This is a genomic window from Henriciella sp. (genome assembly GCF_049649345.1).
In the GTDB taxonomy this organism is placed as follows: Bacteria; Pseudomonadota; Alphaproteobacteria; order Caulobacterales; family Hyphomonadaceae; genus Henriciella.
In genome coordinates this window covers 1-5,292 of sequence record NZ_JBARZC010000267.1, presented here as the reverse complement: position 1 = coordinate 5,292, position 5,292 = coordinate 1, and the positions used below count along the sequence as shown (strand labels likewise).

6 protein-coding genes are annotated in these 5,292 nt (G+C 61.9%); 4 read left to right on the top strand and 2 right to left on the bottom strand.

What is annotated here, in order from left to right; all coding sequences use genetic code 11:
- Both WA989_RS07070 and WA989_RS07065 read right to left on the bottom strand, forming a co-directional pair.
- Positions 1–638: TIGR03862 family flavoprotein (locus tag WA989_RS07070; protein WP_424339801.1), on the bottom strand; the 638-nt coding region annotated here is incomplete at its 3' end.
- Positions 639–900: 262 nt separating this feature from the next.
- Complete coding sequence (locus tag WA989_RS07065; protein ID WP_424339800.1) at positions 901–1,233, bottom strand: UrcA family protein; 333 nt, start codon at positions 1,231–1,233, stop codon at positions 901–903.
- A gap of 159 nt (positions 1,234–1,392) precedes the next feature.
- Between WA989_RS07065 and radA the strand changes: the two genes are divergently transcribed.
- The 4 genes from radA to WA989_RS07045 all read left to right on the top strand — a co-directional run.
- Positions 1,393–2,769, top strand: a complete 1,377-nt coding sequence (gene radA / locus WA989_RS07060) for a DNA repair protein RadA (RefSeq protein WP_424339799.1) — start codon at positions 1,393–1,395, stop codon at positions 2,767–2,769.
- Positions 2,766–3,314 carry a CvpA family protein gene (locus tag WA989_RS07055; protein WP_424339798.1) on the top strand — a complete coding sequence of 183 codons (549 nt, stop codon included), beginning with the start codon at positions 2,766–2,768 and terminating at the stop codon, positions 3,312–3,314. Before radA ends, WA989_RS07055 begins: the two co-directional genes overlap by 4 nt.
- Before the next feature lie 31 nt (positions 3,315–3,345).
- Complete coding sequence (purF, locus tag WA989_RS07050; protein WP_424339797.1) at positions 3,346–4,785, top strand: amidophosphoribosyltransferase; 1,440 nt, start codon at positions 3,346–3,348, stop codon at positions 4,783–4,785.
- Positions 4,786–4,812: 27 nt separating this feature from the next.
- The coding region (locus WA989_RS07045) for an SDR family NAD(P)-dependent oxidoreductase (protein ID WP_424339796.1) at positions 4,813–5,292 on the top strand (480 nt) is incomplete at its 3' end.

Here is a 5,292-nt window from a genome sequence, read left to right as displayed (position 1 = left end):
AGCGGCGCACCCTCCTGCGTCGCGAGGAGCCGGGCTGACCATTCTGCACAAAAGCCGCAACTGGACGGCGCAAAAGGCTCGATCGCCACGCCGCGTGCGGCCAGCAGGCCAGCCCATGCCCCGTCTGAACCGAGCCGCGACCAGCTTGCACCGCCGAGCGCCAGCACTGCCGCGTCCGCGTCAACGCGCGCCTCTCCTTCTGCGGTGCCGAATGTCAGCGCGCCATCCTCGTCCCAGCCGGTCCAGCGATGCCGCGTCTTGATGACAGCGCCCGCCTCGCGCAAATGCGCAAGCCAGCTTCGCAAGAGCGGCGAGGCTTTCATGACGTCCGGGAAGACGCGGCCTGAACTGCCGGTAAAATACGCAATGCCGCGCTCCGCCATCCAGCGCGTCACGTCTCTGGGACCATAAGCATCGACGATCGCAGCGAGCCGTTCATCCGGCGCATCGTATCGCGACCGGAACGCGGCCGGGTCTTCGCTATGGGTGATGTTGAGCCCGCTCTTGCCCGCCATCAGGAATTTGCGGGCCACGCTCGGCATGGCGTCATACAGAGTGACAGCTGCGCCGTGTTCGAGCGCGGCCTGCGCCGCCATCAGGCCGGCCGGCCCGCCTCCGATGATCGCGATCTGCTTCACGGCCCTCCTGTATCGGCGAGCGCAGACTTAGGCTAGCGGCTTCACCAGAGGGGCGCTTGCGCATGACAGGGCCGGCGAAGCGTATGACGGTTCCATAACCCGGCGTGGCTGGTGAACGGATCGCAGTTCTACATCATAACGGCAAACACCGTACATTACACATGTCACGGATCCAAATGACGGCGCCACAGACAGGTTACGTCGCCAGAACAGACCCGCCGGCCAACTGGTTTGCCGGCGGTCCCGATAGAGCGTGAGGTGTTTAGCCCGTCGCCGCAGCCTTTGCTGCAGCCTGACGTTGGCGCTCGGCTGAAAGACTATCGAGCGCCCCCGAAACGGCGGTATCGATACACTTGTCGATGCTGCGGCGCTCGGCGAGCGACTGTGGCCCTGAGCGCTCATGACACACTTTTTTTGCAGCATTTTCAATCTTCTTCACGATGGCTGCCGAGCCCGCATCGGTTGTCAGATCATAGCCGGACACATCGATGCTGATCGATTCGGTCTGGATCGTTCCGGCCAGGCTGGAAGGTGCGGCGAGAAGCACAGCAGACGCAGTGGCGGTACCAAGAATTGCAAGTTTCTTCGAGAACATGGGAGTTCCTCTATATCGTTATTGTTGGCCCGTTCCCTTGAGCCCGATCAACATAGCATAATTATTGTTTTTCGATAATTAATTACACGTAATGTTACGGATGTAACGCATGTATTACAGCTTCACCTTCGTACCGCATCACTTTAGGGCCATGAGATCATGGCGCGCGCAACCTCCACCTTTATCTGCCAATCCTGCGGGTCGGCCCATGCCAAATGGGCCGGGCGGTGCGAGGCGTGCGGGGAATGGAATACGCTGGTCGAGGAAGCGGTCTCTGCCGCGCCCGGCGGGCTTGCAGCGCCGAAGTCTCTGTCAAAGAAAGCCGGCAAAGCCGAGTTCACGGCCCTCAATGCCGAGAGCGAACCCCAGCAGCGCCATGCCATCGGTGTCGAGGAGCTCGACCGTGTGTTTGGCGGCGGGCTGGTGCCCTCTTCGGCCACGCTGATTGGCGGCGATCCCGGCATCGGCAAGTCTACGCTGCTCCTGCAGGTTGCCGCCCGTCTTGCGCGCAATGGCCTGAAGACAGTCTATGTGTCTGGCGAGGAGGCCGCCGCACAGATCCAGGACCGCGCCCGCCGCCTCAAGGTGAATGAAAGCCCGGTCGAGCTCGCCACGGAAACCGATCTCAGAAAAGTGCTCTCGTCGCTGAAGGCCGCCAAACCCGATTTCGTCGTCATCGATTCGATCCAGACCATGTGGTCCGACGGTCTGGAGGCCGCCCCCGGCTCAGTCGCACAGGTCCGCGCCTGCGCCCAGGAGCTCACGCGCTGGGCCAAGAAATCCGATGTTGCGCTGATCCTTGTCGGCCACGTGACCAAGGAGGGCCAGATCGCAGGACCTCGCGTCGTCGAGCATATGGTCGACACCGTCTTCTATTTTGAAGGCGAGCGCGGCCACCAGTTCCGCATCCTGCGGGCGGTCAAGAACCGGTTCGGACCGACAGACGAGATCGGCATCTTCGAGATGCACCAGTATGGCCTCGCCCCGGCGCGTGAGCCCTCTGCCCTGTTCCTCTCGTCCGATAATGACAATTCAGGCGGCGCGGCCGTCTTTGCGGCCATGGAAGGCTCGCGTCCTGTGCTGGCCGAAGTCCAGGCGCTTGTCGCGGCCTCTTCCTATGGCACGCCCCGGCGCAGCATTGTCGGCTGGGACTCAAACCGGCTCGCCATGGTGCTCGCCGTGCTCGAAGCACGCTGCGGGGTCTCGCTTGCCGGTCGGGACGTCTATCTCTCTGTCGCTGGCGGCTACCGAATCGCAGAGCCGGCCGGCGATCTTGCCGCCGCCGCTGCTCTGCTGACATCGCTGGCTGACAAGCCGGTTCCGGAAAAATCGGTCTTCTTCGGCGAAATCGCACTCTCAGGGGCGATCAGGCCCGTCGCGCGGATGGAGCAGCGCCTGAAAGAGGCTCAAAGGCTGGGATTTGAGCGCGCATATGTGCCTGAGGGCAGTTTCTCGGCAATTGAAGGGTTGACCGTGACCACCGTGGCACGGCTATCTGATCTTGTAGAGTTAATTGGTCCGGAACAAGACGCATGATGGACGCCCTGACAGCCTTTGACGCGATCGTGATCGTTCTGCTGATCATCTCGACGCTGATGGCTCTGGCACGCGGCTTCATGCGCGAACTGGCAACCCTCGGCGCCTTCATCGCCGCGCTCGCCGCAGCCTATTATGCCCGCCTCTATCTGCGCGATTCGCTGTCAGGCCTGATGCCGGATGATTCGCCCGCCTGGCTGCCCGACCTGATCCTGTTTCTCGGATTTTTCCTGCTCGTCTATGTCATTGTCGCCTGGTTCGGCGCCAACCTTTCAAAGTCGATCCAGGGGGCGGAAGGGGTCAGCCTGTTTGACCGGATCGCAGGGGCGGCGTTCGGCTTCATCCGCGGCGCGGTTGTGCTGATATTCTTTGTGTTTCTCATGCGCATGGCGCTCGATCAGGACCGGATACCTGAATGGATCCGCAACGCCCAGTCCTACCCGCTCCTGCAGAACGGCGCTGAATATGTCGAGCGCTACGCGCCGCAGGTCGGCGAGCGCGTTCAGCAGCGCGTCCCTCTTGACGAAGTCACATCGCCGTCATAACTCGCAGGCAACCAGCCCAAGCGAGGTGTCGATGATCTGGGACCATGATGACGACAAGCCTCGCGAGGAATGTGGCATCGTAGGCGTCTACGGCCACCCCGAAGCCTCTCTTCTCACAGCTCTTGGACTTCACGCCCTCCAGCACCGCGGACAGGAAGCCTGTGGCATCGCCACCTTTGACGGCGAGCGCTTCCACAATGAGCGCCATATGGGCCTCGTCGGCGAGAATTTTGGCGGCAATCTAACAGAGCGCCTGCCGGGCGATTCGGCCATTGGCCACAATCGCTATTCGACGCAAGGCAAGCCCGCGGTCCGCAACATCCAGCCGATCTTCGCTGACCTCGCCTCCTCCGGCTTTGCGATTGCGCATAATGGGAACATCACCAATGCACGCGCACTGCGCCGGGACCTCATCGAGAAGGGCGCAATCTTCCAGTCCACCATGGACACTGAAGTGATCCTGCAACTCGTCGCTCGCAGCCCCAAGCCGCTGATGCGCGACCGTTTCCAGGACGCGCTGCAATATATCGAAGGCGGCTATGCGCTGGTCGGCCTGACCAACAAGAAGCTGATCGGTGTACGAGACCCGATTGGCCTGCGCCCGCTTGTCCTCGGCAAGGTTGGCAAGGGCTGGGTGCTCGCATCGGAGACGTGCGCGCTCGATATTATCGGCGCCGAATTCGTGCGAGAGATCGAGAATGGCGAAGTCGTCATCATTACCGATGACGGGGTCGAAAGCTATCGGCCCTTTCCCAGACGCCCGGAAACGCCGTGCCTTTTCGAATATGTCTACTTTGCGCGCCCTGACAGTATCGTTCAGGGCCGCAGCGTTTATGAGGTCCGCCGGCGCATGGGCAAACAGCTCGCGCGCGAGAACCCGGCTGATGTCGATGTTATCGTTCCTGTGCCGGATTCGGGCGTTCCTGCAGCCATTGGATATTCTGAGGAAAGCAACATTCCCTTCCAGCTCGGCATCATCCGCAGCCACTATGTCGGCCGCACCTTTATCGAGCCAACGCAGACCGGGCGGCAGAAATCGATCTCAAAGAAACACTCGCCGAACCGCGCCGTCCTCGAAGGCAAACGCGTCCTGCTCGTCGACGACTCCATCGTGCGCGGCAATACCTCGAAGAAAATCGTCCAGATGGTTCGCGATGCGGGCGCGACCGAAGTCCATATGCGCTCGGCCAGCCCGCCTATCACGCATCCTGATTTCTATGGCATCGACATGGCGGCCCAGTCTGAACTGATCGCGGCCAATCACACGCTGGAACAGATGCGGGACTTCCTGAAAGTCGAAACGCTGGGCTTCCTGTCCGTGCCCGGCCTCTACGCGTCCATTGGTGTCGAGCGCGATGTGAACATGCCGCAATTTGCCGACCATTGCTTTACCGGCTGCTACCCCACGCGCCTCGTCGATCATATGCGCGAGGAAAGCGCCAAGGACCGCCAGCTTTCGCTTCTGGACTAGAGCGCCGCGCCGGTCTAACCCGCCCGCATGGATAAACGTATCACCCTCATTACCGGGGCCTCGCGGGGCATCGGCAAGGCCGCTTCGCTGGCGCTCGCCAAGGACGGACACCACATCGTCGCCATTGCACGCTCGAAGCTGGCACTCGAAAAGCTCGATGATGAGATTGGGGCAGCCGGCGGGTCTGCGACGCTGATCCCGATGGACCTGAAAGACAAGACTGCTTTCGAGACAGTCGGACAGGCTTTGGCCTCGCGGTTCGGACGGCTCGACGGCCTGCTCGGCAATGCCGGCATTCTCGGCACGCTCGGGCCGTTGCAGACGGTTGGGCCACGCAGCTTTGAAGAGACGATCGAGGTCAACCTCACGGCCAACTGGCGTCTGATCCGCGCCATGGCACCGCTGCTGCAACGCTCCGACAGCCCGCGCGCTGTCTTCATCACCTCTGGGGTCGTGCCGCGCCCGCGCGCCTTCTGGGGGCCTTATCAGGCCTCCAAGGCCGGGCTT

Bases quoted from the DNA above. Each gene is read 5' to 3' on its own strand.
- WA989_RS07065 (WP_424339800.1), bottom strand. From the start codon at position 1,233: ATGTTCTCGAAGAAACTTGCAATTCTTGGTACCGCCACTGCGTCTGCT.
- radA (WP_424339799.1), top strand. From the start codon at position 1,393: ATGGCGCGCGCAACCTCCACCTTTATCTGCCAATCCTGCGGGTCGGCC.
- WA989_RS07055 (WP_424339798.1), top strand. From the start codon at position 2,766: ATGATGGACGCCCTGACAGCCTTTGACGCGATCGTGATCGTTCTGCTG.
- purF (WP_424339797.1), top strand. From the start codon at position 3,346: ATGATCTGGGACCATGATGACGACAAGCCTCGCGAGGAATGTGGCATC.